The 22,880-nt window shown below is 62.9% G+C and carries 22 protein-coding genes and 1 pseudogene; 11 read left to right on the top strand and 12 right to left on the bottom strand.

What is annotated here, in order from left to right; genetic code table 11:
- The first annotated feature begins 11 nt into the window (after nucleotides 1–11).
- Together dnaK and dnaJ are read left to right on the top strand one after the other, a co-directional pair.
- The gene (dnaK, locus tag ACN9MO_RS18155; protein ID WP_057247762.1) at nucleotides 12–1,934 is read left to right on the top strand and encodes a molecular chaperone DnaK; all 1,923 of its coding nucleotides are present in this window, start codon (nucleotides 12–14) and stop codon (nucleotides 1,932–1,934) included.
- A 228-nt stretch (nucleotides 1,935–2,162) separates the two neighbouring features.
- On the top strand, nucleotides 2,163–3,293 hold the full coding sequence (gene dnaJ / locus ACN9MO_RS18150) for a molecular chaperone DnaJ (protein WP_057247761.1): 1,131 nt from the start codon (nucleotides 2,163–2,165) through the stop codon (nucleotides 3,291–3,293).
- 60 nt (nucleotides 3,294–3,353) lie between these two features.
- Here dnaJ and ACN9MO_RS18145 read toward each other — a convergent pair whose 3' ends face one another.
- The 3 genes and pseudogenes from ACN9MO_RS18145 to ACN9MO_RS18135 all read right to left on the bottom strand — a co-directional run bounded on the left by ACN9MO_RS18145 (nucleotide 3,354) and on the right by ACN9MO_RS18135 (nucleotide 5,899).
- Complete coding sequence (locus ACN9MO_RS18145) at nucleotides 3,354–4,241, bottom strand: DUF2182 domain-containing protein (RefSeq protein WP_113132912.1); 888 nt, start codon at nucleotides 4,239–4,241, stop codon at nucleotides 3,354–3,356.
- A 5-nt stretch (nucleotides 4,242–4,246) separates the two neighbouring features.
- On the bottom strand, nucleotides 4,247–4,882 hold the full coding sequence (locus ACN9MO_RS18140) for a DUF1326 domain-containing protein (RefSeq protein WP_057247759.1): 636 nt from the start codon (nucleotides 4,880–4,882) through the stop codon (nucleotides 4,247–4,249).
- Nucleotides 4,883–5,169: 287 nt separating this feature from the next.
- Nucleotides 5,170–5,899: pseudogene (locus ACN9MO_RS18135) on the bottom strand (SDR family oxidoreductase).
- A gap of 143 nt (nucleotides 5,900–6,042) precedes the next feature.
- Here ACN9MO_RS18135 and ACN9MO_RS18130 point away from each other — a divergent pair.
- On the top strand, nucleotides 6,043–6,942 hold the full coding sequence (locus ACN9MO_RS18130) for a LysR family transcriptional regulator (RefSeq protein WP_058328321.1): 900 nt from the start codon (nucleotides 6,043–6,045) through the stop codon (nucleotides 6,940–6,942).
- Between the two features lie 70 nt (nucleotides 6,943–7,012).
- Nucleotides 7,013–8,473: a serine hydrolase gene (locus tag ACN9MO_RS18125; protein WP_425985884.1), complete on the top strand. Its 1,461-nt coding sequence runs from the start codon at nucleotides 7,013–7,015 to the stop codon at nucleotides 8,471–8,473.
- A gap of 45 nt (nucleotides 8,474–8,518) precedes the next feature.
- On the opposite strand, the gene ACN9MO_RS18120 is transcribed toward ACN9MO_RS18125, so the two are convergent.
- Nucleotides 8,519–9,523, bottom strand: a complete 1,005-nt coding sequence (locus tag ACN9MO_RS18120) for an inorganic phosphate transporter (protein ID WP_057247755.1) — start codon at nucleotides 9,521–9,523, stop codon at nucleotides 8,519–8,521.
- Nucleotides 9,523–10,167: a DUF47 family protein gene (locus tag ACN9MO_RS18115; RefSeq protein ID WP_057247754.1), complete on the bottom strand. Its 645-nt coding sequence runs from the start codon at nucleotides 10,165–10,167 to the stop codon at nucleotides 9,523–9,525. Before ACN9MO_RS18115 ends, ACN9MO_RS18120 begins: the two co-directional genes overlap by 1 nt.
- Nucleotides 10,168–10,474: 307 nt before the next feature.
- Here ACN9MO_RS18115 and recF point away from each other — a divergent pair, with 307 nt between their 5' ends.
- From recF to ACN9MO_RS18100, 3 genes are all read left to right on the top strand, one after another.
- On the top strand, nucleotides 10,475–11,599 hold the full coding sequence (recF, locus tag ACN9MO_RS18110; RefSeq protein ID WP_058324476.1) for a DNA replication/repair protein RecF: 1,125 nt from the start codon (nucleotides 10,475–10,477) through the stop codon (nucleotides 11,597–11,599).
- Between the two features lie 93 nt (nucleotides 11,600–11,692).
- On the top strand, nucleotides 11,693–12,454 hold the full coding sequence (locus tag ACN9MO_RS18105) for a molybdopterin-synthase adenylyltransferase MoeB (protein WP_113132914.1): 762 nt from the start codon (nucleotides 11,693–11,695) through the stop codon (nucleotides 12,452–12,454).
- Between the two features lie 7 nt (nucleotides 12,455–12,461).
- Nucleotides 12,462–12,932 (top strand): GNAT family N-acetyltransferase, encoded by a 471-nt coding sequence (locus tag ACN9MO_RS18100; protein ID WP_425985878.1) that lies wholly within the window; start codon nucleotides 12,462–12,464, stop codon nucleotides 12,930–12,932.
- A gap of 61 nt (nucleotides 12,933–12,993) precedes the next feature.
- Here the strand turns inward: ACN9MO_RS18100 and ACN9MO_RS18095 are convergent, their stop codons facing one another.
- A complete protein-coding gene (locus ACN9MO_RS18095) occupies nucleotides 12,994–13,998 on the bottom strand; it encodes a 2-hydroxyacid dehydrogenase (protein ID WP_057247751.1) in 1,005 nt (334 codons plus the stop codon).
- A 182-nt stretch (nucleotides 13,999–14,180) separates the two neighbouring features.
- Here ACN9MO_RS18095 and ACN9MO_RS18090 point away from each other — a divergent pair, with 182 nt between their 5' ends.
- A complete protein-coding gene (locus ACN9MO_RS18090) occupies nucleotides 14,181–14,732 on the top strand; it encodes an SH3 domain-containing protein (RefSeq protein WP_057247750.1) in 552 nt (183 codons plus the stop codon).
- Between the two features lie 38 nt (nucleotides 14,733–14,770).
- On the opposite strand, the gene ACN9MO_RS18085 is transcribed toward ACN9MO_RS18090, so the two are convergent.
- Both ACN9MO_RS18085 and ACN9MO_RS18080 read right to left on the bottom strand, forming a co-directional pair.
- Nucleotides 14,771–15,763 (bottom strand): adenosine kinase, encoded by a 993-nt coding sequence (locus ACN9MO_RS18085; protein WP_057247749.1) that lies wholly within the window; start codon nucleotides 15,761–15,763, stop codon nucleotides 14,771–14,773.
- Between the two features lie 87 nt (nucleotides 15,764–15,850).
- Nucleotides 15,851–16,279 (bottom strand): VOC family protein, encoded by a 429-nt coding sequence (locus ACN9MO_RS18080; RefSeq protein WP_057247748.1) that lies wholly within the window; start codon nucleotides 16,277–16,279, stop codon nucleotides 15,851–15,853.
- 68 nt (nucleotides 16,280–16,347) lie between these two features.
- Between ACN9MO_RS18080 and ACN9MO_RS18075 the strand changes: the two genes are divergently transcribed.
- Nucleotides 16,348–16,941 carry a TetR/AcrR family transcriptional regulator gene (locus tag ACN9MO_RS18075; RefSeq protein ID WP_057247747.1) on the top strand — a complete coding sequence of 198 codons (594 nt, stop codon included), beginning with the start codon at nucleotides 16,348–16,350 and terminating at the stop codon, nucleotides 16,939–16,941.
- Nucleotides 16,942–16,971: 30 nt separating this feature from the next.
- On the opposite strand, the gene nth is transcribed toward ACN9MO_RS18075, so the two are convergent.
- Nucleotides 16,972–17,742 (bottom strand): endonuclease III, encoded by a 771-nt coding sequence (gene nth, locus ACN9MO_RS18070; RefSeq protein WP_058328341.1) that lies wholly within the window; start codon nucleotides 17,740–17,742, stop codon nucleotides 16,972–16,974.
- Between the two features lie 22 nt (nucleotides 17,743–17,764).
- On the opposite strand from nth, the gene ACN9MO_RS18065 reads away from it, so the two are divergent.
- Both ACN9MO_RS18065 and ACN9MO_RS18060 read left to right on the top strand, forming a co-directional pair.
- Complete coding sequence (locus tag ACN9MO_RS18065) at nucleotides 17,765–18,262, top strand: DUF2244 domain-containing protein (protein WP_057247746.1); 498 nt, start codon at nucleotides 17,765–17,767, stop codon at nucleotides 18,260–18,262.
- 105 nt (nucleotides 18,263–18,367) lie between these two features.
- Nucleotides 18,368–19,255 carry a methylated-DNA--[protein]-cysteine S-methyltransferase gene (locus tag ACN9MO_RS18060; protein ID WP_058324472.1) on the top strand — a complete coding sequence of 296 codons (888 nt, stop codon included), beginning with the start codon at nucleotides 18,368–18,370 and terminating at the stop codon, nucleotides 19,253–19,255.
- A 117-nt stretch (nucleotides 19,256–19,372) separates the two neighbouring features.
- Here ACN9MO_RS18060 and ACN9MO_RS18055 read toward each other — a convergent pair whose 3' ends face one another.
- The 3 genes from ACN9MO_RS18055 to ACN9MO_RS18045 all read right to left on the bottom strand — a co-directional run bounded on the left by ACN9MO_RS18055 (nucleotide 19,373) and on the right by ACN9MO_RS18045 (nucleotide 22,804).
- Nucleotides 19,373–20,008 (bottom strand): 2,3-bisphosphoglycerate-dependent phosphoglycerate mutase, encoded by a 636-nt coding sequence (locus ACN9MO_RS18055; RefSeq protein WP_058328325.1) that lies wholly within the window; start codon nucleotides 20,006–20,008, stop codon nucleotides 19,373–19,375.
- Between the two features lie 34 nt (nucleotides 20,009–20,042).
- Nucleotides 20,043–20,861, bottom strand: coding sequence for a 4-hydroxy-tetrahydrodipicolinate reductase (gene dapB / locus ACN9MO_RS18050; RefSeq protein ID WP_057247743.1), 819 nt, complete (start codon nucleotides 20,859–20,861; stop codon nucleotides 20,043–20,045).
- 125 nt (nucleotides 20,862–20,986) lie between these two features.
- The gene (locus ACN9MO_RS18045) at nucleotides 20,987–22,804 is read right to left on the bottom strand and encodes an ABC transporter ATP-binding protein (RefSeq protein WP_113132915.1); all 1,818 of its coding nucleotides are present in this window, start codon (nucleotides 22,802–22,804) and stop codon (nucleotides 20,987–20,989) included.
- Nucleotides 22,805–22,880 lie beyond the last annotated feature (76 nt).

The following is a 22,880-nucleotide window of genomic DNA, read 5'->3' as shown; positions in this document are numbered from 1 at the left end:
GAGAGAACGACATGGCTAAAGTTATTGGTATTGACCTGGGAACGACCAACTCCTGCGTCGCCGTCATGGACGGAAAAGACGCGAAGGTGATCGAAAACGCCGAGGGTGCGCGCACGACCCCCTCGATGGTGGCATTCAGCGACGACGGCGAACGTCTCGTCGGCCAGCCGGCCAAGCGCCAGGCCGTCACCAATCCGGAAAACACGCTTTTTGCGATCAAGCGCCTGATCGGCCGGACCTTCCAGGACCCGACCACGCAAAAAGACAAGGACATGGTTCCTTACAAGATCATCAAGGCCGACAATGGCGACGCCTGGGTCGAAGCGCACGGCAAGGATTATTCCCCGTCGCAGATCTCCGCCATGATCCTTCAGAAGATGAAGGAAACGGCCGAATCCTACCTCGGTGAAAAGGTCGAAAAGGCCGTCATCACCGTTCCGGCCTACTTCAACGACGCCCAGCGCCAGGCAACCAAGGATGCCGGCAAGATCGCGGGCCTTGAAGTTCTGCGCATCATCAACGAGCCGACCGCGGCAGCCCTTGCCTACGGCCTCGACAAGAAGGACGGCAAGACGATCGCCGTCTACGACTTGGGCGGTGGTACCTTCGATATCTCGGTTCTGGAAATCGGCGACGGCGTCTTCGAAGTGAAGTCGACCAACGGCGACACCTTCCTCGGCGGTGAAGACTTCGACATGCGTCTCGTCGAATACCTCGCCGGCGAGTTCAAGAAGGAACAGGGCATCGACCTGAAGAACGACAAGCTCGCCCTTCAGCGCCTGAAGGAAGCTGCCGAAAAGGCCAAGATCGAGCTGTCCTCGTCGCAGCAGACCGAAATCAACCTGCCGTTCATCACGGCTGACGCTTCCGGTCCGAAGCACCTGACGATGAAGCTGTCGCGCGCCAAGTTCGAAAGCCTGGTCGACGACCTGATCCAGCGCACCGTTGCGCCGTGCAAGGCAGCCCTCAAGGATGCCGGCGTCTCGGCTGCCGAGATCGACGAAGTCGTTCTCGTCGGCGGCATGAGCCGCATGCCGAAGGTTCAGGAAACCGTGAAGCAGTTGTTCGGCAAGGAGCCGCACAAGGGCGTGAACCCGGATGAAGTGGTCGCCATGGGCGCCGCCATCCAGGCCGGCGTTCTGCAGGGCGACGTCAAGGACGTTCTTCTGCTCGACGTCACCCCGCTGTCGCTCGGCATCGAAACGCTCGGTGGCGTCTTCACCCGCCTGATCGAACGCAACACGACGATCCCGACCAAGAAGTCGCAGACCTTCTCGACCGCCGACGACAACCAGTCGGCCGTGACGATCCGCGTCTCCCAGGGCGAACGCGAAATGGCCGCCGACAACAAGCTGCTCGGCCAGTTCGACCTCGTCGGCATTCCGCCGGCACCGCGTGGCATGCCGCAGATCGAAGTCACCTTCGACATCGACGCCAACGGCATCGTGCAGGTTTCGGCCAAGGACAAGGGCACCGGCAAGGAACACCAGATCCGCATTCAGGCATCTGGCGGTCTTTCCGACGCCGACATCGAAAAGATGGTCAAGGATGCCGAAGCCAATGCCGAGGCCGACAAGAAGCGCCGCGAGGGCGTCGAAGCCAAGAACCAGGCCGAAAGCCTGATCCACTCCAGCGAGAAGTCGCTGAAGGATTACGGTGACAAGGTTTCGGAAGCCGACCGCAAGGCGATCTCCGATGCGATTGCCGCGCTGAAGACTGCCGTCGAAGCCTCCGAGCCGGACGCCGAAGACATCAAGGCCAAGACCAACACGCTGATGGAAGTTTCCATGAAGCTTGGCCAGGCGATCTACGAAGCGCAGCAGACGGAAGCCGCCCATGCGGATGCCGCAGCAGACGCAGCGCGCGACGGCGATGTCGTCGATGCCGACTACGAAGAAGTCAACGACGAGGACGACCGCAAGCGTTCGGCCTAATCCGTCCCTTCGATCAGACGAAAAGCCCGGGTTCGCCCGGGCTTTTTTGTTGGCCGGAGGGGCCGTTCATGCGGACGCCGCCGCAAACGTTACTTTTCCGACAAAAAACCGCATCTAGCGTCGTTCGGGCTATGGTATCGCGCTTCAAGGTTTACTAAATCGGTGGCAAGGTAAACGGGCAGCCGCCGAGCCCTCGCGCTGGCATGCCAACAGGATAATCTTCGACGAATGAAACGTGATCTCTACGAAACGCTTGGCGTTGCCAAGAACGCCGACGAGAAGGAGCTAAAGGGCGCCTTCCGCAAGCTCGCAATGAAGTATCACCCGGACAAGAACCCCGGCGACGCGGCAGCGGAGAAGACCTTCAAGGAAATCAACGAGGCCTATGAGACCCTCAAGGACCCGCAGAAGCGCGCCGCTTACGATCGCTACGGTCATGCGGCCTTCGAGCAGGGCGGCATGGGCAACGGCTTCGGCGGCGGGGGGGCCGGCGGCTTCTCGGACATTTTCGAAGACATCTTCGGCGAGATGATGGGTGGCGGGCGCCAGCGGCGTTCCTCGGGCGGCCGCGAACGCGGCGCCGATCTTCGCTACAACATGGAGATCTCGCTCGAGGAAGCCTTCAGCGGCAAGACCGCGCAGATCCGCGTTCCAACCTCGATCACCTGCGACGTCTGCAGCGGCTCCGGCGCCAAGCCCGGCACGAGCCCTAAGACCTGCGGCACCTGTCACGGCTCCGGTCGCGTGCGCGCTGCCCAGGGCTTCTTCTCGATCGAACGCACCTGCCCGACCTGCGGCGGGCGCGGCCAGACGATCACCGATCCCTGCGGCAAGTGCCATGGCCAGGGTCGTGTCACCGAAGAGCGCACGCTCTCGGTCAACATTCCGGCCGGCATCGAGGACGGAACGCGTATCCGCCTCTCCGGCGAAGGCGAAGCGGGGCTTCGCGGCGGACCGGCAGGCGACCTCTACATTTTCCTCTCGGTCCGGCCGCATGAGTTCTACCAGCGCGACGGCGCCGATCTCTATTGCAGCGTGCCGATCTCGATGACGACGGCAGCTCTTGGCGGCAAGTTCGATGTGACCACGCTCGACGGCACCAAGTCGCGCGTCACGGTTCCCGAGGGCACCCAGGCGGGCAAGCAGTTTCGTCTCAAGGGCAAGGGCATGCCGGTGCTGCGCTCGGCCCAGTCCGGCGACCTCTACATCCAGATCCAGATCGAAACGCCGCAGAAGCTGACCAAGCGCCAGCGCGAACTGCTGCAGGAATTCGAACAGATCTCCTCGAAGGACAACAATCCGGAATCGACGGGCTTCTTCGCCCGGATGAAGGACTTCTTCGATACGCTGAGCGACTAAGGCGCCCGGCATTCCCACAGCGATCTTGCGCGCCGGATAGGGCGCGCAGTGCTGTAAGCTTCACGTCATGGCCGCAAGCTGCCACAGCCCGGCCATGACGAGCACCACCCCAGCGACCCGGGACAGGAGCCGGCCGCCGGGCACCACCTTTTCGGCGAGCACGAAGATGGCGATCGCCGCGATCCACAACACGTTCATCACCCCGCCGACGAACAGAAGCGCCATCAGCGCCCAGCAGCAGCCGACGCAATAAAGGCCATGCCGCAGGCCGAGGCCGAAGGCGGCACCCGCCTCGCGGCGAAATCCGCCGTGGTTCTGGATGAAAAGTAGCGGCGACTGGCATTGCCTGAGGCAACGATCCTTGAGCGACGTCCACTGAAACAGGCCGACGGCGACGAGGACCGCACCGCTCAAGGCTTCGTTGGCGCTTGAGAGCGCCGGAGTGAGCAACAGGGCGCGATCAAGGAGCCATTGCCCGAGAACGGCGACCAGCGCGAACAGGGTCCAGGCCAGCAGATAGCCACCAGCGAAGAATCCGGTCGCGGCGAAGGGCTTGCCCTGCTGCGCCGCCTGTCTTCCGACACGGGCATAGAGCAGGATCATCGGCGTTGCCGACGGCACCATCATACCCATCATCATGACAGCCCACATGACAAATGCATAGGCGAAGGTTGCCGCGGTCCAGGGACCGGCGGCCGCAGTCGCCATCGATGTCATCGATCCCCCTTGCGCCTCCATGGGCATGTTCATCGGCATGTCGATGGGCATCTCCATGTCCATGCCCGAACCCATATCCATGGTGTCGGAGGCTGCCGGGGGCGCAGTCATGTCCATGGCCGAAGCCAGCCACAGGACGTAAATCCAACTGATCACCGTCAGCGTAATCAGCGCCGCCACAACGATGGCGCGATCACGTCTGAGCAGGGTTTCGAGCGCCGTATCCTTCATCGACGTCAGTGGATCACGCCGCTTTCGGTCAGGTGCATGCGCGCGAAATGAGCATGCGAGTCCGCCAGTGCCAAGGTCAGCGGCCCCTTCGTATCGGCCCATCCGCGCCCGACTTCGCAGACGTCGTATTCGAACCCCTGAGGGAGATTGATGCGCGCCTGATGGGCGGCACCGGTCACCGGATTGAGGATGGGTTCGCCGCGAGCGACGAGCCAGCCCGGCACATTCAGCCGCGCCGTGCGCGCGCCGACATCGACCTCGAAATCGATCTCGGCAAAGACGGGCTCGTGCATGGTTTCGAAGGTCGTCGCAAAGACCTGGAAGAAGGTAGCACCCGGTTCCGTATCCTCGCCGCTCATGATGCGCAGCAACGCACCGCGCTGTTCGGCCGAAGCGCGGCTATCGACGATCGGCACAACCTGCCCCCTCCCCTCGTGGATGGCGCCCGGCCAGGCGGCGATCAGGCCGCCACGAAGCCCATCGAGCCGCGTATCGCCGTGATAGCCTTCCTCAATCTCGAATGCGCCGACGGCGCTGCAATGGCCTTGTGTCGGCAATGCATTGAACTGGCAAGGACAGCCATAGGCGCAGTTGCAATGTATGAATTCGCGCCCCTTCATCATCCATCTCACACTCGTCATCGTCTCCTCCTGGGATCTGATCGGTGTTCGGTCTACTGCATGTTCGTTTCATCGTAGCCGACCAAAGGACAAAAACATGCAGCAATTCAAAGTGCTACAGCGACCTTTGCGCGTCTGGACGCGCGGCGCTGTAGGTCGATTTCTTGCGACTGGATGCATTCCATTAGATTGCAGAAATATACTCCTCCCAACCAGCGATGCCAACGGCCGGCCGAAGACGACGGGAAGCGCCGCGCATCCGATTGAACACGCGGCGCTTCTGTCTGTTCGTTAGAGTTAAGCCGTGATCAGAGCGTCGCCATGCCGCCATCGATGATCAGTTCGGCGCCGACAGTGAAAGCAGCCTCGTCGGAGGCGAGGAAGACGACCGCCTTGGCGATTTCGCTTGCGTTGCCGAAGCGGCCAAGCGGGATCTGCGCAGCGATCGCATCAACAACCTGCTTGTTTTCCTCCACCGTCGGGGCATGGCCGTCATGCAGCGGCGTGCGGATCGGGCCGGGGCTGACGGCGTTGACCCGGATGCCGCGGCCGATGAGTTCGCCGGAGAGCGTTTTGGCGAGCGACAGCAGCCCCGCCTTGGTCAAGGCATAGACGCTTGAGGTCGGCATGCCGATATGGGCGTTGATCGAGGTGTTGAGCACGATCGATGCCGGTTTGGAAAAGACCGGCAGCAAGGCCTGGATCAGGAAATACGGTCCCTTGAGGTTGATGGCGAGCGAGCGGTCGAAGCTTGCCTCGTCCCACTGCTCGATCGGCTGCAGCTTGGCGATGCCGGCATTGATGAACAGGATATCGAGCGTGCCCAAGGCGGCGCGGATCGCCGGCGACATTGCCGGCATCGGCCTCGATGATCAGAGCTGTCTCGCCAAGGACGGCGCGTGCTTCGGCAATGTTCTTCGGATTGGTGCCGGTGACGGCGACCCTTGCGCCTTCGGCGATGAACTGGCGTGCGGTTTCGAGACCGATGCCGCTGGTGCCGCCGGTGATGAGTGCCGTCTTGTTCTGCAAACGTGACATGATGAAAGTCCTCTTGTTGGGTTGAAGAGGAGATCGGCTCGGTTGGCTGGAACCGTCATCCTCGAATGCAGACAGATATGGCGGAAAACGATCGTTCGGATTAGTCTTCCAATTGTGGAACTCGAATTCGGAAAAGTCGAACGATGGTGAAGATCGAGGGAATAACCGCCTTTGTCGCGGTCGCCGAAGCTGGCTCGATCAGTGAAGCGGCGCGGCGCCTGCGCCTGTCGAAATCCGTCGTCAGCGAACGCGTGGCGGAACTGGAGCGCGGGCTCAACGCCACGCTCCTCCATCGCACGACGCGCAAGCTGACGCTCACCGAGGACGGCATCGCCTTCCGCGAGCGCGCCGTCAGGATCGTCAGCGAGGTGCAGGCGGCCGCGAGCGACCTTGCCGAGCGGCGCGGACAGCTGACGGGGCCGCTTCGGATCGCCGCGCCCGTCAGCTTTGGCCGCCGGCATCTCGGCCCGGCGCTCTATCCGTTCCTGGCGCGCCATCCGGAAATCGAACTGACGCTCGATCTCGACGACCGGCGGGTCGATGCGGCCTCGGAAGGCTACGACGCGATTGTCCGCCACGGCGTGATCGCCGATTCCCGCCTGATGGTTTGGAAACTTGCCAGAAGCCGGCGCTTGCTCGTCGCCTCGCCCGATTATCTGGAACGACACGGCACACCGGCGTCGCTTACCGAGCTCGAAGGCCATCGCGGCGTCTTCTACACCAATCGCGGTGCGGCCGATTGGCGGTTCGAAGGACCTTCCGGTGCAACGATCGTCAGGGCGCGCCTGGCCCTCGGCATGAACAATGGCGACATGATGCACGACGCCGCCGTCGCCGGGCTCGGCATCGCGCTGTTGCCCGCCTTCATCGCCGGCCCCGCGGTGCGCGAAGGGCAATTGCGTGAGATCGATGTCGGGCTGCGTCCGGAGCCCGAATTCATCTACATGGCGCATCCGGAAGGACGACGCGTCTCCGCCAAGCTCCGAGCCATCGCCCAACATCTGAAGGAAGCTTTTGGCGATCCGCCCTATTGGGATCCGTGACCCGTTTCCGCAACCCTGGCGTAATCACTGTCGGCGTCTCGCCGATTGCCGATCGAGTCTCGACAGAAGCTTGATCGAAATCGGCTGGCATGCGCTTCGCACCCATCGCAACCAAAGATTGGTTTCCTATCTTCTCATCATGCGGACCTTCTTTCTGAACTGGATCGTCGCCATGACGCTTGGCACCGCCGCCCATGCGGACAACCTTTCCGCGGCTCCGACCGATGCCGAAATCCTGAATATTCTGACCGATCGAATCGACAAGCAGCAGCAGTCGATCGGCATTGTCGTCGGAATCATCGATGCCAATGGACGACGCATCGTAGCGCATGGCCATCCGGCCAAAGGTGACCCGCGCCCGGTCGAAGGGCGGACCGTGTTCGAGATCGGCTCGGTCACCAAAGTCTTCACCGCGCTGTTGCTCGCGGACGCGATTGAAAAAGGCACGCTGCGCCTCGACACGCCCGTCTCGACGTTGCTTCCGCCAGGTGTGGCGATGCCGGACGACAAGGAGGAGCCGATCACGCTGAAGGACCTGGCGACGCACATGTCCGGTCTGCCGCGGCTACCCAGCAATCTGGACCCGACAGACACAAGCAATCCGTATGCGGACTACGGCACAGCAGAGCTTTATGCCTTCCTGTCCCATCACAAGCCGCTGCGACGCCCTGGCGTCGAGCACGAGTACTCCAATCTCGGCGCCGGGCTTCTCGGCCACGCGCTCGCCTTGAAGGCCGGTCTTTCCTACGAGGAGCTCGTCATCAGCCGCATCACAGCGCCTCTCGACATGAAGGACACCGCGATCTCGTCGCAGCCCGGCTGGGCCGAAAGGCGGGCGACGGGCCACAATGCGGCGCTGGAGCCGGTGAGAGACTGGGATCTCAACGCGCTGCAGGGAGCCGGCGCGCTCCGCTCCACGGCGAACGATCTTCTGACATTCCTGGAGGCGGCCATGGGGAAAACGCCATCGCCGCTGGCACCGGCCTTCACCACGTTACTTGCGACCCGGCAGCCGCTCGGCAACGGCGACGACGACCAGCAGGCGCTTGGCTGGGTGATCTCGGGCAAGGGCGACGAGCAGTTTATCTGGCATAACGGCGGGACCGGCGGCTACCGATCCTTCGTCGGCTACCGACCGTCGACCGGTGTCGGCGTCGTCGCTCTCTCCAATGCGTCGACCGAGGTCGGCGTGGACGATATCGGCCACCACCTGCTCAACCGCAACGCTCCGCTTGCGCCGGCAACTGTCAGGCGCACTGCGATAACCGTCGATCCGACGAGCTATGACGCCTATGTCGGCACATATCGGCTGGCGCCCGGCTTCGATCTGACGATCTTCCGCGATGGCGATCGGCTGTTTGCCCAGGCAACAGGACAGGATCGGATCGAAATCTTTCCGGAGGCCGAGCACCGTTTCTTTGCGAAGCTTATCGATGCGCAGATCAGCTTCACCGTAACCGGCACCCGCGCCGGGAGCCTGACCTTGCATCAGGGCGGACGGGACAGCCCCGCGCCTCGGATCGAGAAATGATGCACGTCTCCCGCCGATTGAAGCGGGAGACGCTGTTCGCTTCGATCAGAAGATCAGATCGATCAGGAAATAGGCGAGCGCCGAAATCGCCGCCGCGGCCGGCATGGTGATGAACCAGGCAATCACGATATTGCCGGCAAGCCCCCAGCGGACCGCCGAGACGCGCCGCGCCGCACCGACGCCGATGATCGCACCGGTGATGGTGTGCGTCGTCGAGACGGGAATGCCGAGCCAGGTGGCGGCAAAGAGCGTGATCGCCCCGCCGGTTTCGGCGCAGAAGCCCTGCATAGGATTGAGCCTGGTAATCTTCGAGCCCATGGTGTGCACGATGCGCCAGCCGCCGAACAGCGTGCCGAGCGCGATTGCCGCCTGGCAGGTTATGACCACCCAGAAGGGCACGTAGAACTCCGAACCGAGATAGCCCTGCGAGAAGAGCAGAACGGCAATGATGCCCATGGTCTTCTGCGCGTCATTGCCGCCGTGGCCGAGCGAATAGAGCGACGCGGAAACGAACTGCATCACGCGGAAGGTGCGGTCGACGGCAAAGGGCGTCTGCCGCACGAAAATCCAGGAGACGATCAACACCAGGAGCAAGGCCAGGAAGAAGCCTATCGCCGGCGACATGAAGATGGCGCCGACGGTCTTCAGAAGACCGGTCCAGACGATGGAACTAAAGCCGGTGCTGGCAAGGCCGGCACCGACGAGGCCGCCGATCAGCGCATGCGACGAACTCGACGGAATGCCGAAGAGCCAGGTGACGATGTTCCAGACGATCGCCCCCATGAGGGCCGAAAAGATCACCAGCGGCGTGACGATGCCGGGATCGATGATGCCCTTGCCGAGCGTCTCGGCCACATGCAGGCCAAAGAACAGGAAGGCGATGAAGTTGAAAAAGGCTGCCCAGATGACCGCGTATTGCGGTCTCAGCACCCGCGTCGAGACGATTGTCGCGATCGAGTTGGCAGCGTCGTGCAAACCGTTCAGGAAGTCGAAGAACAGCGCGATGCCGATCAGCCCGACGAGCAACGGAAAGGCGAGCGTCGCATCCATCAGACGTTCTCGATCACGATGCCGCTGATTTCATTGGCGACGTCCTCGAAGCGATCGATCACCTTTTCGAGCTCGCCATAGATCTCACTGCCGATGATATAAGCCATCGGGTTGCTGGCGCCGTGACGGCGGAAGAGATCCTTGAGGCCGAGGTCGTGCAATTCGTCGGCACGCCCCTCGATGCGGGTAACTTCCTCGGCGATGGCGATAAGGCGATTGTGATTGGCGCCGATACGGTCGAGCAACGGAATGGCCTCGCCGATCAGATGCGCGGCCTGGACGATGATCGTCGCCATCTCGCGCATGCCCGGATCGAATGTCTTCTGCTCGTAGAGCCGGATCGTCTTGACTGTCTTGTGCATCATGTCGATGGCATCGTCCATCGACTGGATCAGGTCCTTGATGTCGCCGCGGTCGAAGGGCGTGATGAAGGACCGGCGCACCGCCAGGAGCACCTCGCCAGTAATATGATCCGCTTCATCCTCAAGCGCGACGATCCGGTCGCACTGTTTCTCCATGTCGTCGCCACCGGCAAGCAGCCTGTCGAGCGCTTCGGCGGCACCGACAACGGTGAGCGCGTGTTTTGCGAAAAGGTCGAAGAAGCGGTCTTCGCGGGGAAGCAGTTTGCGGAACCAAGCCAGCATTACAAATATATCCATCCGTGGATTGTCATGAAACTGTCATATTTGACCGAGGCGCTCAAGAAAAGCACCTGATTCAAGGGGTTTGTCGCCTATCCCCTGCCGATATCGACCTATCCCAGGCGATATCGACGCGCTGGCCATTTCGCCTTGCCTTGGCCAACGCTTTCGTCCTACTGCATGTCTCCTTAAATCGACCTCGATTTAAGGACGAAGACATGCAGCAATTCAAAGTGCTACAGCGACCTTTGCGCGTCTCATAAGACGCGCGGCGCTGTAGCTGGCGCCCAACGTCGAATCCGGTTTGCCCATGCCCCACAAGGTCTTTCTCAACCGCTTGAAGCTCACGGAGTTCCGCAATTATGCGGCTCTCTCGCTGGAGCTCGACCAGCGCCATGTGGTGCTGACGGGAGAGAACGGCGCCGGCAAGACCAATTTGATGGAAGCGGTTTCCTTCCTCTCACCAGGACGGGGCTTGAGGCGCGCGGCCTATGCCGACGTCACCCGTGTCGGCGCGAGCGACGGGTTTTCCGTCTTTGCGGAGGTCGAGGGCATGGAGGGGCCGGTCGAAATCGGCACCGGCACCGCCGGGGTAACCGAGGGCCAATCCCGGCGGCTGCGGCTCAACGGAACGCCGGCATCAACCGTCGACGAACTGACGGATCACCTGCGCGTTCTCTGGCTGACGCCATCGATGGACGGGCTCTTCACCGGGCCTTCGGCCGACCGGCGGCGGTTCCTCGATCGGCTGGTGCTTTCGCTCGATCCGGAGCATGGCCGACGCGCCAGCGAATTCGATCGGGCGATGCGCAGCCGCAACCGGCTGCTCGGCGAGTTTCGCCCGGATCCGTCCTGGCTGACGGCGATTGAGCGAGAGATGGCCGGTCTCGGCGTCTCCATGGCGCTGGCAAGGCAGGAAATGCTCGGCCTCTTGACCGCGCTCGTCGAGCGGAATGTCGATGACAGCGTTTTTCCGTCCGCCCGCCTGGCGCTGTCCGGCTTTCTCGACGACGAGGGTCATCGCCCGGCCTATGATCTCGAAGAGCAATATCTGACAATGCTGCGCGACGGACGGCCGCGCGACGCAGCGGCGGGCCGGACGCTCGATGGACCGCACCGAAGCGACCTGCTGGTGCGTCATCGGGACAAGGACATGGAAGCCGCACGCTGCTCGACCGGCGAGCAGAAGGCGCTGCTCGTCGGACTGGTGCTGGCGCATGCGCGCCTCGTCGGCGACATGACTGGCCACGCGCCGATCCTGTTGCTTGACGAGATCGCCGCGCATCTCGACGTCAACCGGCGTGCGGCGCTGTTCGACCTCGTCGATGGTCTTGGCGGCCAGGCCTTCATGACCGGTACCGACCAGGCCATGTTCGAGGCGCTTGGCGAACGCGGTCGCTTCCTGACCGTTTCGCACGGGAGCGTTACGGGATAAGCAAGAGCGGATGAGGAAAAGTGTGTGCGGTTTTCCGCCCGCATCCGCTCTCGCTTGAGAATCGATCGGCCGCCCGGATGAGGAGGATGTTGCATGACCGGTGAGAACAAGCTCGACCAATCGGAGATCGCCCGCTACGCCCGCCATATCGTGCTGCCGGAAATCGGCGGCGCGGGGCAGCAAAAACTCAAAGCGGCGCGTGTGCTGGTGATCGGCGCCGGCGGGCTCGGCGCCCCGGTGCTCGTCTATCTCGCGGCCGCTGGCATCGGCCGGATCGGCGTCGTCGACGACGACATCGTTGCGCTCTCGAACCTCCAGCGGCAGATCATTCACCGCACCGAGGACATCGATCGCGCCAAGGTCGAACGGGTAGCCGAAGCGATCGGTTCACTCAACCCGCATGTCAGCGTCGACGAACACAGGCTGCGGCTCAACCCCGACAATGCCGAGGCCCTGTTCCGGCAATATCACCTGGTGATCGACGGCTCGGACAATTTCGACACGCGCTATCTCGCAGCCGATACGGCAGCGGCGGTCGGCATTCCGCTGGTAACCGGCGCCGTCGGCCGCTTCGACGGATCGCTGACGGTGCTGATGCCGTACAAGGCAGGCAGCGATGGGCGGCCGAACCCCTCCTATCGCGATCTGTTCCCGGAACCGCCGCCGGCCGGCGTCGTGCCCTCCTGTGCCGAAGCGGGCATCGTCGGCGCCTTGACCGGCGTCATCGGTACATTGCAGGCGATGGAGGCGATCAAAGTGATCGCCGGTTTCGGTGAACCGCTGGTCGGGCGCCTGTTGATGTATGATGCTCTGACGGCGCAGTTCAACACCATCCGTTACCGTCGCAGAGCGTAGGCCGATCATGGTGCAGATCTTCCGCATCAGTGAAAGCTTCGACCGGCACGAGGAGCTGCTGAAGCTGATCCTTGGCGCCTTCTCCTACATGGACGGACGGATCGACCCACCGTCGTCAGCACATGCCTTGAGCATTGAATCGCTCCGGCAAAAGATTGCCGACGAGATCGCCTTTGGCGTCAGCGACGGCGCGCGGCTTGTCGGCTGCATCTTTTGCAAGCCTGAAGCCGATTGTCTCTATATCGGCAAGCTCGCGGTTGCCCCGCAGACACAGGGAAAGGGTATCGGCCGGTTGCTGCTCGCGGAAGCGGAGGCGACAGCGCGAGCGCTCGGCCTTTCCGCATTGCGGCTACTCACCCGCATCGAACTCACCGAAAACCACCGGGCGTTCGCCGCCTGGGGCTTCGTCAAAACCGGTACGATGTGCCACCCCGGCTTTACCCGGCCGACGGCGATCGAGATGCGCAAGACGCTCTAGCTTCTGACTTTGAGCAGGACGGACGGACAACCGCACGGCAGGACCGTGCGGCGCTCCGCGATCAGTCGCGGCCCGGAAGCACGCGGTCCGGCGGGCGATGGCCGTCGAAGAAGGTGCGGATGTTGATCACCACCTTGTCGCCCATGTCGATGCGGCCCTCGAGCGTCGCCGAACTCATATGCGGCAGGAGCACGACCTTGCCTTCGCCCGCGAGCTTGATCAGCTTCGGATTGACCGCGGGCTCGTTCTCGAAAACGTCGAGGCCGGCACCGGCTATCTTGCCTTCGCGCAGGGACTTGATCAGCGCCGTCTCGTCGATGATGCCGCCGCGGGCTGTGTTGACGATATAGCTGTCGGGCCGCATCAGCGCCAGGCGCCGGGCCGAGAGCAGGTGATAGGTCGCCGGCGTCGACGGGCAGTTGACCGAGACGATATCGACGCGGGCAAGCATCTGGTCGAGGCTGTCCCAGTAGGTCGCCTCCAGCATCTCTTCGGTTTCGGCGTTCACCCGGTGACGGTTGTGATAGTGGATCGAAAGGCCGAAGGCCTTGGCGCGGCGTGCGACCGCGGTGCCGATCCGGCCCATGCCGACGATGCCGATGCGCTTTCCGGCAATGCGCCGGCCGAGCATCCAGGTCGGCGACCACCCGGCCCATTCGCCCTTGCGATCGGTCAGGATCTGCGCACCTTCGGCAAGCCGGCGCGGCACTGCGAGAATCAACGCCATCGCCATGTCGGCGGTGTCCTCCGTCAACACGTTCGGCGTGTTGGTGACGGTGATGCCTTTGCGCGCTGCGGCGTCGACGTCGATATTGTCGACCCCATTCGAGAAGCTGGCGATCAGCTTCAGCTGTGGGCCGGCCTGCTCGATCAGCGCCGCATCGATGCGATCGGTCACTGTCGGCACCAGCACGTCGGCGCGCTTCACCGCCGCGACGAGCTCGGGCTGGCTGCGCGGCGTGTCGTCGATGTTCAACTCCGCATCGAAAAGTTCGCGCATGCGCGTCTCGACGATATCAGGCAGTTTACGGGTGATGTAGACCGTGGGCTTCTTCTTGCTTGTCATTGCTGCGACGGGCCTTGTTGACGGGTCCTTAACCAAGTTGGGCGATACTTTCTCCCTGTAGCCGCAATTTCTACCAGACCCCACCGGGAAGACAAACAAAACTCGCGCGTTCGTCCCCGCGATTTCAGCCCGTGTGTTGGGCCCCAGGTGAACTGCGCCCGCAAAAGCTAGTGCCACGGAAAATGAGCTTCGTCATGCGTCATGTCATTTCCAGATTCTCGTTCTCGTTGATCGCCGCCTGCCTTGGCGCCGGGATCATGGCGTCGGCGGCTTACGCTCAAGCTGCCAAGGGCGCCAGCGGACTGCCGCTGCCGCGCTTCGTGAGCCTCAAGTCGAAGAGCGTCAATCTCCGGATCGGCCCGAGCGTCGATTACGCGGTCGCCTTCCGCTACATGAAGCCCGGCGTTCCCGTGGAGATCATCCAGGAATACGATAACTGGCGCCGTATCCGCGACGCCGACGGCACCGAAGGCTGGGTCAACCAGGCGCTGCTTTCCGGCGACCGTACAGCCGTCGCAGCGCCCTGGATGCGCGGCAAGGGCGAAGGCGTCTTCGTCAACATGCGCCGCGATCCGCAGGGTACATCCCCGATCGTCGCCCGCATGGAGCCGGGGGTCATCGTGCATGTCGGCGAATGCAATGGCGACTGGTGCCATGCCGAGACGCAGGGCGTCGAAGGCTGGATCGCCCAGAGCGAGATCTGGGGCGCCTATCCCGGCGAGGCCTTCAAGTAAGGCCACGCCTGCTTTTCACAAAATTCAATCAGGACGAATCAGGCGAGACCCGCCTGCTTGGCGGCCGTTTCCAGCGAGACCATCGGCCGCGGGCCGATCTGACCGATGACAATGCCGGCGGCGAGATTGCCGAGCCTGCTGCAGTCTTCGAGCGAGCGTCCGGTCGTGTAGCCGTGCAGGAAGCCCGCGGCATAGAGGTCGCCGGCACCGGTCGTATCGACGACCTGGGCGATCGGCGTTGCGCGGACCCGAACCCGCTCCTCTCCACGCACGACCACCGAGCCTTCTTCGCTGAGAGTCACGGCAGCGAGCTTGCAATCCTTCGAGAGTTTTTCCAGCGCCAGATCGAAGTCTTCGGTCTCGTAGAGGGCCAACGCTTCCTGCCTGTTGGCGAAGACGATATCGACCGTGCCTGATCGCATGAGTTCGAGGAACTCCTCGCGATAGCGGTGAACGCAGAAGCTGTCGGACAGCGTGATCGCGGTTTCGCGGCCGTTTTCGTGGGCGATCCGCGCGGTCTCGCGGATGGCGTCCTTGGCCCGCGGCGGATCCCAGAGATAGCCTTCGAAATAGGTGACCTTGGCCTCAGCGACGACGTCGGCCTCCACATCCTCGGGGCCAAGCTCGACGCAGGCGCCGAGATAAGTGTTCATCGAGCGCTCGCCATCCTCGGTGACGAAGATCATCGAGCGCGCGGTCGGCGGCACGTTTTCGAGCGGCTTCGTCTGGAAGTAAACGCCCTGGGCGCGGATGTCGTGCGCGAAGATCTCGCCGAGCTGGTCGCTCGCGGTCTTGCCGAAGTAGGCGGCGCGACCGCCAAGGCTGGCGACACCGGCTGCCGTATTGCCGGCGCTGCCGCCGGACGCTTCGACGGCCGGGCCCATGCGCGAGTACAACAACTCGGCTCGTTCGGCATCGATGAGGTTCATGGCGCCCTTTATGATGCCGTTTTCATTGAGAAAGGCATCGTCGCAGCGCGCGATGATATCAACGATGGCATTGCCGATCGTCAGCACGTCGTATTTTGTCATGAACCTCGTCCGGTCTCCGTGATGGCCGGTGTTCGTTAATACCGGTTTTCCGGCCATTTGGAAGACAAAAGACGTGGGGCCATCGCATCAGGCCGTCGGAAGCGCGCTTTCGTCGTAAGCTGCGGCGAATTCGGCGCTCGGCGGGATCGGCTTGATGACATCGATCAGCACGCCGTTCGGATCGGCGGTGATGAAATGACGCTGACCGAAGACCTCGTCTCGCAACGTCTTCAGGATCGGAAGCCCGGCGGCAACCGCTTGCGCGTAAATGCGATCCGGATCCTCGACCTCAAAATTCAGCAGAAGACCGCGGGTGGGCGTACGTGCTTCCTCCGGGATCGTCTCGTGGCGGTAGTCGAGCACCGCCAGCGTCACATGCTCGTCCTCGACCGACTGCAGATGCACATACCAATCGCTGGTGAAGAGCGCCTGGAAGCGGAAGTGCTCGATGTAAAAGGCGGCGGTGGCGGCAACATCTGATGTCATGATGACAGGATAGTAGCTCGTCGATTTCATGGCTTTCCCTCGCTCCGGCAATATCATACAATCTGTATGTATCTTTAATTAACATACAGGCTGCATGTATGCAACAGGAAGTCTCCCGTCGCTCCAATCGCGAGCGATCCGACACGACGCGCACCGCGATCCTCGATGCCGCGCGTGGCCTTTTCGTCACCCGGGGTTATGCCGATACCTCCACGCCCGATATTGTTGCCGCCGCCGGATTGACCCGCGGCGCGCTCTATCACCACTTCGAAGACAAGAAGGCATTGTTCCGTGCCGTGGCGGAGCGGGAGGCGGGCGCAGTGGCGATATCGATCGAGCAGGCAACGGCCAACGACCTCACGCCCCGCGACGCACTGAAAGTCGGTGCCCGCGCCTATTTCGACGCGATGCGCGAGCCGGGCCGAATCCGTCTGCTGCTGCTCGACGGGCCGGCGGTGCTCGGCAAGCAGGAAATGGCCGCGATCGACGCGGCCAATGCCCAGAGAACCCTGGAGGAGGGCATTGCCGAGGCGATGGCGCCGGCAGTGCCGGGCCCGGAAAGGCTGTCGGCCATGGCCTCGCTGCTTTCGGCCGCCTTCGATCGCGCGGCGCTCGACATCGCCGATGGTGCTTCGGCCGAGCTTTACGCGGAGACGATCGGCACGCTGATCGACCGGCTGGTGTCGGCCTGACGCCGACCGTCAAGACAACACCAGGGTGCCTCAGCCTGCGGCGGAGATGATCTGCGGCGGCAGTTCGACGAGCGGCGCCGGGATATCGCAGGTCTTTTCCGGCGACTTGCAGAGATCGGCGATGACGCAGCGCTCGCATTCGGGCTTGCGCGCCTTGCAACAGTAGCGCCCGTGCAGGATCAGCCAGTGATGCGCGTGGTAGAGGTATTCATCCGGGATGATCTTGATCAGCTTGTCTTCCACCTCGTCTGGGGTCTTGCCCGGTGCCAGACAGAGGCGGTTGGCGATGCGGAGGATGTGGGTGTCGACGGCGATCGTCGACTGGCCGAAGGCCATCGACAACACCACATTGGCGGTCTTGCGACCGACCCCCGGAAGGGTCACCAGTTCCTCCCGCGTGCGCGGCACTTCGCCACCGAAATCGCGGATCAGCTTTTCGCTGAGCGCGATGACGTTCTTCGCCTTGTTGCGGTAGAGACCGATGGTCTTGATGTAGTCCCGGACCTTCTCTTCCCCAAGCGCCAGCATCTTCTCCGGCGTATCGGCGATGGCGAAGAGCGCGCGCGTCGCCTTGTTGACGCCGGCATCGGTCGCTTGCGCCGAGAGCGCCACGGCAACGACGAGCGTGAACGGGTTGACGTGCTCCAACTCGCCCTTCGGCTCGGGGCGCTGGATCGAGAAGCGGCGGAAAATCTCCTTGAGCTCGTCCTGGCTGTAGAGGCTCTTCACCCGCGGCGTTGCGCGGCGGCTCGTCTTGGGTTTTGCGGCGCTGACGGGGAATTTCGGCTTCACGTTTTTCATGATGCATCTATAGTCAAAGGTCATGATCAATGGCAACGTCACCACCCCGCCCGAGGATGCGCCGGTCTTCACCGCCGAGCTTACGCCCTATCGTTCGCTCGGGCGAAAAGGCTTCAGGATCGTCTTCCTGATCGCCGGACTGCTCAGCCTGGTGCACGCTTTTGTCTTCCTCGTCATCGGCGCCTGGCCGATCGTGTTCTTCTTCGGGCTCGACTACCTGCTGCTGTTCGGCGCCTTCTGGCTGAATTACCGCTCGGCGCTCAGCCGCGAAGAGGTCAGCGTTTCCAGAACCGATGTTTCCGTGCGCAAGTTCACGCCGTCGGGCCAGATCACCGAACACCGCTTCAATCCGTTCTGGGCCCGCTTCAATGTCGCCCGCCATCAGGAAATCGGCATCATCTCGATGACGATCAGCGGTGGTGGCCGCCGGACCGACATCGGTTCGTTTCTCAATCGCGACGATCGCGAGACCTTCGCGCTCGCCCTCTCGGGTGCGCTTGCGACCGTTCGCCGCCGCTGACGCTCGCCGAACGACCAATGGGACGCAAATCCGCGCATTCGTTCAAGTTTCGGGTGGTTTCCTGGACCAGCAAGGGATTACCTGTGACATGACAGGAGAAGAGCCATGAACATTGCGACATCCGTACCCACAGACATCACGCCGAAAGGCACCGATTACGATACGGTCAGCCGCGTGATCGAAATGCTCACCGAGGATTATCGCGACCAGCCGTCGCTCGAAACGGTGGCGCACCGCCTGAAGCAGTCGCCGACGCAACTCCAGAAGGTCTTCACCCGCTGGGCCGGGCTTTCGCCGAAGGCCTTCCTCCAGGCGGTGACGCTCGACCATGCCAAGCGCCTGTTGCGCCAGGAAGACATGCCGCTGCTCGAAACCAGCATCGAGGTCGGCCTGTCAGGGCCGAGCCGCCTGCACGACCTGTTCGTCACCCACGAGGCGATGTCGCCCGGCGAATGGAAGGCGCGCGGCACCGGCCTGACGATCCGCTACGGTTACCATCCCTCGCCCTTCGGCACGGCGCTGGTGATGATCACAGACCGCGGCCTGGCAGGCCTCGCCTTTAACGATGGCGGCGGCGAACAGGCGAGCTTCGAGGACATGGCGCAACGCTGGCCGAACGCCAGCTATATCGAAGACAGTGCGGCCACCGCCTACTATGCGGCACGCATCTTCGATCCCTCGCGCTGGCGCCAGGAAGAGCCGCTGCATATCTTCCTGATCGGCTCCGATTTTCAGATCCGGGTCTGGCAGGCATTGTTGAAGATCCCGCTCGGCTGCGCCACCACCTATTCGAACATCGCCGGGACGATCGGCCAGCCGACGGCCTCGCGCGCCGTCGGTGCCGCGGTCGGGCGTAATCCGATCTCCTTCGTGGTTCCCTGCCATCGCGCACTCGGCAAGAGCGGCGATCTCACCGGCTACCACTGGGGCCTGACGCGCAAGCGCGCGATCCTCGGCTGGGAAGCCGGCAAGGCGGCGGACGGCACGATCTGATGCTTTCAAGTCACGCAGATCCGGACGGAAAGCCGCTTCGCACCTTTCCTGGAACTGCTTGGAAAAACAAAAAAGGGGCGCTCGGCGCCCCTTCTTCATTTCCATCTTTGTCAGCGCTCAGTGGGCGCCGGACATGTCGCCCAGCACTTCCTTGGAAGCGACCGTCGAGTCGGCCTTGAGCTTGTAGACCATTGGCACGCCGGTCGCGAGGTTGAGCTTCAGGATCTCTTCCTTGGTCAAATGATCGAGCACCATGACCAGCGAGCGCAGCGAGTTGCCGTGGGCGGCGACCAGAACCTTCTGGCCCGACAGCACGCGCGGCAGGATCTCGGTCAGGTAATAGGGCCAGACGCGGGCACCGGTGTCACGCAGGCTTTCGCCGCCCGGAGGCGGCACGTCGTAGGAGCGGCGCCAGATGTGCACCTGCTCTTCGCCCCACTTCTCGCGTGCGTCGTCCTTGTTAAGGCCGGAGAGGTCGCCGTAGTCGCGCTCGTTGAGCGCCTGGTCGCGGATCGTTTCGAGCGAGGACTGGCCGACGGCGTCGAGCACGAACTGGCAGGTGCGCTGGGCACGGACGAGGTCCGAGGTGAAGGCGATGTCGAACTTGATGCCATATTCGGCAAGCGCCTTGCCGCCGGCCCTGGCTTCCGCGACGCCGAGTTCCGTCAGGTCCGGATCACGCCAGCCGGTAAACAGGTTCTTCAGGTTCCAGTCGCTCTGGCCATGCCGGACGAGGACGAGAGTACCGCTCATGTCGAATTCCCCTTGAGACTTGAGAGTGGAAAGGTCAGTTGAGCCCGAGAACGTCGAGCATGGAATAGAAGCCGGGTTTCTGGCTGCGTGCCCAAAGCGCCGCCGTGACGGCGCCGCGCGCGAAGATCGAGCGATCCGTGGCACTGTGCGAGAGCGTCACCTGCTCGCCTTCGCCGGCGAGAATGACCGAGTGTTCGCCGACGACCGAGCCGCCGCGCAGCGTCGCAAAGCCGATCGTACCGGCCGGACGCGGGCCCGTATGACCGTCACGCACGCGCACCGAATTGTCGGCAAGGCTGATGCCGCGTCCCGTCGCCGCCGCTTCGCCGAGAAGCAATGCGGTGCCCGAGGGCGCATCGACCTTGTGCTTGTGGTGCATTTCGAGGATTTCGATATCCCAATTGGCGGGGCCGAGCGCACGCGCCGCCTTTTCCGTCAACACGCCGAGCAGGTTCACACCGAGGCTCATATTGCCCGACTTGACGATCCGGGCGTGACGCGCAGCAGCACGGATTTTCGCCTCGTCGTCGGCCGAGCAGCCGGTGGTCCCGATGACATGGACGATGCGGGCCTGGGCCGCAAGGCCGGCAAACTCGACGGTGCCCGCGGGTGCTGTGAAATCAAGCACGCCTTCCGCCTCGACGAACGCTTCGAGCGGCTGGTCGGTGACCGGCACGCCGATCGGCCCGAGACCGGCCACTTCGCCGGCGTCACGGCCGATGAAGGGAGAACCCGGGCGTTCGATGGCGGCATGCAGGCGCACGCCGTCCATCGCGTGGACCGTGCGTATCAGCGTCTGGCCCATACGGCCTGCAGCACCCACCACCACGAGCTTCATATCGGGTTCGCCCATCGGTGATTTCCTTCTCGTCCGCTGTTAGCGCGTTCCCAGTCAAAACGGCGTCGGGAAACGCTCTATCTCATTGTTCTTACGCATTTCCGGACGCAAAACCGCTACGCGCTTTTGCTGGAAATGTTCTAGATTTCGGCGCCGGCCGGCGCTTCGGGCGCCTTGGCCTCAGGCGACTGGCCCTGAAGATTGTGAAGCCGAGCGTAGAGACCGTCCGGTCGCCGTGCAAGCTCGGCATGCGTGCCCTCCTCGAAGACGGAACCATCCTTCATGACGATGATCTTGTCGGCATTGACGACGGTCGAAAGGCGATGCGCGATGACGATCACCGTACGGCCGTTCATGGCGTAATCGAGCGCCTTCTGCACGGCGGCTTCCGATTCGGTATCGAGCGCCGAGGTGGCCTCGTCGAGCAGCAGGATCGGCGCATTGCGCACGAGTGCACGGGCGATGGACAGCCGCTGGCGCTGGCCGCCGGAAAGCGTCATGCCGTTTTCGCCGACCGGGGTATCATATCCCTGCGGCTGCGCCAGAATGAAATCATGCGCATAGGCAAGCCGCGCGGCTTCCTCGATCTCCGCGTCGGTCGCATCGATGCGCCCATAGCGGATGTTGTCGCGGATCGACCCTTCGAAGAGATAGGGTTGCTGCGACACATAGGCGATGCTCTTGCGCAGCGACTGCTTGGTGACGTCGGCAATATCCTGCCCATCGATCAGGATCTGGCCGGAAGCCGGATCGTAGAAGCGCGGGATAAGGCTGATGACCGTCGACTTGCCGGCACCGGAGGGGCCGACGAGCGCCGTCGTCTTGCCGCCTTCTGCAACGAAGCTGACGCCTTTCAGAACCTCGTCGCCGTTAGCGTACTGGAAGCGGACGTCGCGCAGCTCGACTGCGGCGTTCGTGAAGGCCAGTTCCTTGGCGTCCGCCTTGTCGCGCTGATGCGGCACGGTGTCGAGGATTTCGTAGACCATGCGGGCATTGACGGCAGCACGCTCCATCGAGACCTGCAGCCGCGCCAGTCGGCGGGCCGGATCGTAAGCCATCAGGAGAGCCACCACGAAGGCGAAGAAGGCGCCGGGCGGCACGTCCGCATAGATCGCGCGGAAGGCGGAATAGGCAAGCACAGCAGAAATCGCGAGGCCGGCGAAGGTTTCGGTCATCGGCGCCGTGCGCTCGCTCAACCGCGCAATGCGGTTCGCCCGGTTCTCGGCCCGATCGATGATCGCATCGACCTTGCCGCGCAGTTCGCCTTCCATGGTGAAGGCCTTGACGATGGTGATGCCCTGGATCGTTTCCTGCATCGCGCCGAGAACGCGGCTATTGACCTCGATCGATTCGCGCGTCGCCGAACGCAGGCGCCTGGAAACGTAGCGCAGGCCGAGCAGCAACGGCGGCGCCGCGACGAAGACGATGATCGACAGCAACCAGTCCTTGGCGAACATGACGCCGACCAGACCAATCAGGGTCAAGAGATCGCGGGCGATCGACGTGACCGTCAGGTTGAGCACGTCGCGGATGCCGCTGACATTCTGGCTGATCTGGGCTGCAAGCTGTGCCGATCGCGTCTCGTTGAAATAGCCGACGCTCAGCGCCATCAGATGGGCGTAGAGCCGGCGCTGGTAACGCGCGACGATGTTGTTGCCGATCTTCGACAGGGCAACGGCCTGGCCGTAGGTGGCGAAGCCACGCAGAATGAAGGCTGCGAGGATCGCGCCGCAGACGAGCAGGACGATATCTGCCCGCTTGTTGGCGAAAGCCTCGTTGATCACGGTCTCCATGATCGAGGCCGTGAAACCGGTTGTGGCAGCGACGACGGCCAGACAGGCAATGGCAAAAGCATAGCCGCGAATGTGGTCGCGACCGTTTTCCGCAATGACCCGTTTCAGAATTCCGCTGATCGTATCGGAATCGACCGCGTACTGTTTTCTATTGCTGGCGCTCAAAAAGCCCGTCTTCCCTGGACCCAATGTGGCGAGCCGGTTTCCGGCCCGACCTTTCCCGGGGCTCTATAGTAGTTTG

It is taken from the genome of Ensifer sp. R-19 (genome assembly GCF_049905105.1).
Taxonomy (GTDB): domain Bacteria; phylum Pseudomonadota; class Alphaproteobacteria; order Rhizobiales; family Rhizobiaceae; genus Ensifer.
The sequence above is the reverse complement of the archived record's forward strand: the minus strand, read 5'-3'. Positions and strand labels throughout refer to the sequence as shown.

Excerpts from the sequence above, each read along its gene's own strand:
- ACN9MO_RS18065 (WP_057247746.1), top strand. The coding sequence starts at position 17,765 with ATGATCAATGGCAACGTCACCACCCCGCCCGAGGATGCGCCGGTCTTC.
- ACN9MO_RS18130 (WP_058328321.1), top strand. The coding sequence starts at position 6,043 with ATGGTGAAGATCGAGGGAATAACCGCCTTTGTCGCGGTCGCCGAAGCT.
- ACN9MO_RS18090 (WP_057247750.1), top strand. The coding sequence starts at position 14,181 with ATGAGCTTCGTCATGCGTCATGTCATTTCCAGATTCTCGTTCTCGTTG.
- ACN9MO_RS18140 (WP_057247759.1), bottom strand. The coding sequence starts at position 4,882 with ATGACGAGTGTGAGATGGATGATGAAGGGGCGCGAATTCATACATTGC.
- ACN9MO_RS18105 (WP_113132914.1), top strand. The coding sequence starts at position 11,693 with ATGACCGGTGAGAACAAGCTCGACCAATCGGAGATCGCCCGCTACGCC.
- ACN9MO_RS18100 (WP_425985878.1), top strand. The coding sequence starts at position 12,462 with ATGGTGCAGATCTTCCGCATCAGTGAAAGCTTCGACCGGCACGAGGAG.
- dnaJ (WP_057247761.1), top strand. The coding sequence starts at position 2,163 with ATGAAACGTGATCTCTACGAAACGCTTGGCGTTGCCAAGAACGCCGAC.
- dnaK (WP_057247762.1), top strand. The coding sequence starts at position 12 with ATGGCTAAAGTTATTGGTATTGACCTGGGAACGACCAACTCCTGCGTC.
- ACN9MO_RS18145 (WP_113132912.1), bottom strand. The coding sequence starts at position 4,241 with ATGAAGGATACGGCGCTCGAAACCCTGCTCAGACGTGATCGCGCCATC.
- ACN9MO_RS18060 (WP_058324472.1), top strand. The coding sequence starts at position 18,368 with ATGAACATTGCGACATCCGTACCCACAGACATCACGCCGAAAGGCACC.
- ACN9MO_RS18115 (WP_057247754.1), bottom strand. The coding sequence starts at position 10,167 with ATGCTGGCTTGGTTCCGCAAACTGCTTCCCCGCGAAGACCGCTTCTTC.
- ACN9MO_RS18080 (WP_057247748.1), bottom strand. The coding sequence starts at position 16,279 with ATGAAATCGACGAGCTACTATCCTGTCATCATGACATCAGATGTTGCC.
- ACN9MO_RS18085 (WP_057247749.1), bottom strand. The coding sequence starts at position 15,763 with ATGACAAAATACGACGTGCTGACGATCGGCAATGCCATCGTTGATATC.
- recF (WP_058324476.1), top strand. The coding sequence starts at position 10,475 with ATGCCCCACAAGGTCTTTCTCAACCGCTTGAAGCTCACGGAGTTCCGC.
- ACN9MO_RS18095 (WP_057247751.1), bottom strand. The coding sequence starts at position 13,998 with ATGACAAGCAAGAAGAAGCCCACGGTCTACATCACCCGTAAACTGCCT.
- dapB (WP_057247743.1), bottom strand. The coding sequence starts at position 20,861 with ATGGGCGAACCCGATATGAAGCTCGTGGTGGTGGGTGCTGCAGGCCGT.
- nth (WP_058328341.1), bottom strand. The coding sequence starts at position 17,742 with ATGAAAAACGTGAAGCCGAAATTCCCCGTCAGCGCCGCAAAACCCAAG.
- ACN9MO_RS18075 (WP_057247747.1), top strand. The coding sequence starts at position 16,348 with ATGCAACAGGAAGTCTCCCGTCGCTCCAATCGCGAGCGATCCGACACG.
- ACN9MO_RS18055 (WP_058328325.1), bottom strand. The coding sequence starts at position 20,008 with ATGAGCGGTACTCTCGTCCTCGTCCGGCATGGCCAGAGCGACTGGAAC.
- ACN9MO_RS18120 (WP_057247755.1), bottom strand. The coding sequence starts at position 9,523 with ATGGATGCGACGCTCGCCTTTCCGTTGCTCGTCGGGCTGATCGGCATC.